Origin of the sequence: Staphylococcus ureilyticus, assembly GCF_002902235.1 — a bacterium.
Classification (GTDB): Bacteria; Bacillota; Bacilli; order Staphylococcales; family Staphylococcaceae; genus Staphylococcus; species Staphylococcus ureilyticus.
Genome location: NZ_PPRL01000157.1, coordinates 1 through 1,846, shown reverse-complemented (window position 1 = coordinate 1,846; position 1,846 = coordinate 1). Strand labels below are relative to the sequence as shown.

General features: G+C 28.7%; 1 protein-coding gene and 2 pseudogenes. 1 reads left to right on the top strand and 2 read right to left on the bottom strand.

The annotated features are described in order from the left end of the window. Positions 1–399: 399 nt before the first annotated feature. Positions 400–657 (top strand): annotated as a pseudogene (locus tag CD150_RS13610) (solute:sodium symporter family transporter); the annotation flags it as partial. A gap of 89 nt (positions 658–746) precedes the next feature. On the opposite strand, the pseudogene CD150_RS12745 reads toward CD150_RS13610, so the two are convergent. Continuing rightward, positions 747–1,079, bottom strand: a pseudogene (locus CD150_RS12745) (ArsB/NhaD family transporter); the annotation flags it as partial. Continuing rightward, on the bottom strand, positions 1,079–1,393 hold the full coding sequence (locus CD150_RS12740; protein WP_103161653.1) for an ArsR/SmtB family transcription factor: 315 nt from the start codon (positions 1,391–1,393) through the stop codon (positions 1,079–1,081). The pseudogene CD150_RS12745 and the gene CD150_RS12740, both read right to left, overlap by 1 nt. Positions 1,394–1,846: the final 453 nt, after the last annotated feature.

Sequence of the window (1,846 nt, the reverse complement as noted above, 5' to 3'; positions counted from 1 at the left end):
ACTTATCTGGGAATTTAGGAGATTAGATGGTGAAATTAAATTACTATATCATAAATTAGAAAATTATATTTCTATTAATAATTGAAATAATTAATTTTGTTCATCTTCTTTTCATATTGATGGTAGATGACTGAAAGTCTGATTCAAATTCAGATTTATAAAGTTTATCCGTAAAAATGCACCCCAAAAGTCGCATTAAAAATATAACTTTTGGGGTGCATTTTTAGTATCAATAATGTTTGTAACTAATAACCCCGTAAACCCAATTCCGATAATAAGTTGAATAATTGTTTCTATCATTTGATTGAATTGTAAGTGAATTTTTTTGAGATGAATGTAATTTTATTTGAGGCGTTATATGTAACAAATAATTAGTAAAAATAGCTAAAATTAGAATAAGGGATTGTTGTAGTAATTATTGCACCAATGATTTCACTGTTTCCACAAGGTTTATACGCTGTAGTACAAGAGTTTAACGGCATTTATAATATGCCATTATTAGTACTGATACTCGTTGGATTCTTTGTTAAACGCACATCACATCAAGGTGCTAAAGTGATGTGCGTTTAACACATAATTTTGTATGCGTTTTCAAAGGTGTTGTTATCAGACATACATTATTTATATGTCCTAAGCGTATTCTTCTTTAAGTCTTTATCCTGTGATAATTGTTTTCCTTTTGAAATGAGGTGTTATTATGAAAATACTATTAGTAGAAGATAATCAGATGATGGGCAGTTTATTACAAAAAATGCTGCTACAATTGCCCCAAGTAACATAATAAAAACAAACATTTTTAAGTCATTACCGTTTGAAGCCTTGACCATATGTATTGCAGACCATTCAAAAAAACCAATTTCATCTAATATTAATGAAATAAGAATAACAGCTACAAAAGTTAAAGTGGCGTTCCAAACAATACCTGTTACTTCTAATACATCGGAAAGACTTACGACTCCTGTAATGATAGCAATAACAGCTCCAATTAAAGCTGTAATACCAATATCTAAACCTTTTGGTTGCCAAATCACAAAGAGTAAAGTTAAAAGAAAAATCACAATTGCTAAAGTTGTCATCATCAACATTCACCTGATTTCACATTTTTACATATACAGCGTTGATCAGAAGTATTAATGATAGTTAAATTTTTATTGACGTCATCTAAAATAGAATGATTAAGTTGATACATGTGTTTGTTGCCGTCTTTTTTTACTATAACTAATTCGTTATCTACTAATGACTTCATATGATGACTTAGCGTTGGCTGTGAAAATTGAAAATGTTCCAGTAAATCACAAGCACATAGTTCACCACATGAAAGTAAATCTATTATTTCTAACCTACTTGGATCAGATAAAACTTTTAATAAAGTTGCTAGTTCTTGATAAGACATCACCATACCTCCCTTAAATTACATAGACTATCATCTATATAGATGATAGTCTATGTAATTTATTCTTGTTAATCTATATGATTGGAGAACGAGAGAACCCTTTCACAATTTAATAAGCAGAAAGTTATTATTCGTAAAAAGCTTTATTGAATATATCTATAAATGTCCAAACACCATCCTCGACACCTAATAAATCAATTAGAGAGGGCAGTGTATTTTTGAAGCGAAGAGTATGGTCTATTAATCTAAATTGAGTGTATTTAGGGTTGTTTTCAAAAATAACTCCAATATTTGAATCGGAATTTCTTGTTACTATAGTTGAGTTTATTTGTCTAAGTTAGTTTTGTATAAATTTAGATTTATCCTTTGATGTGAGTAGTAATGCCATATGTACGCTCATTCCTTTATTATTATTTACTTCTATACTAAATATAATCTAAAATAGTTATATAA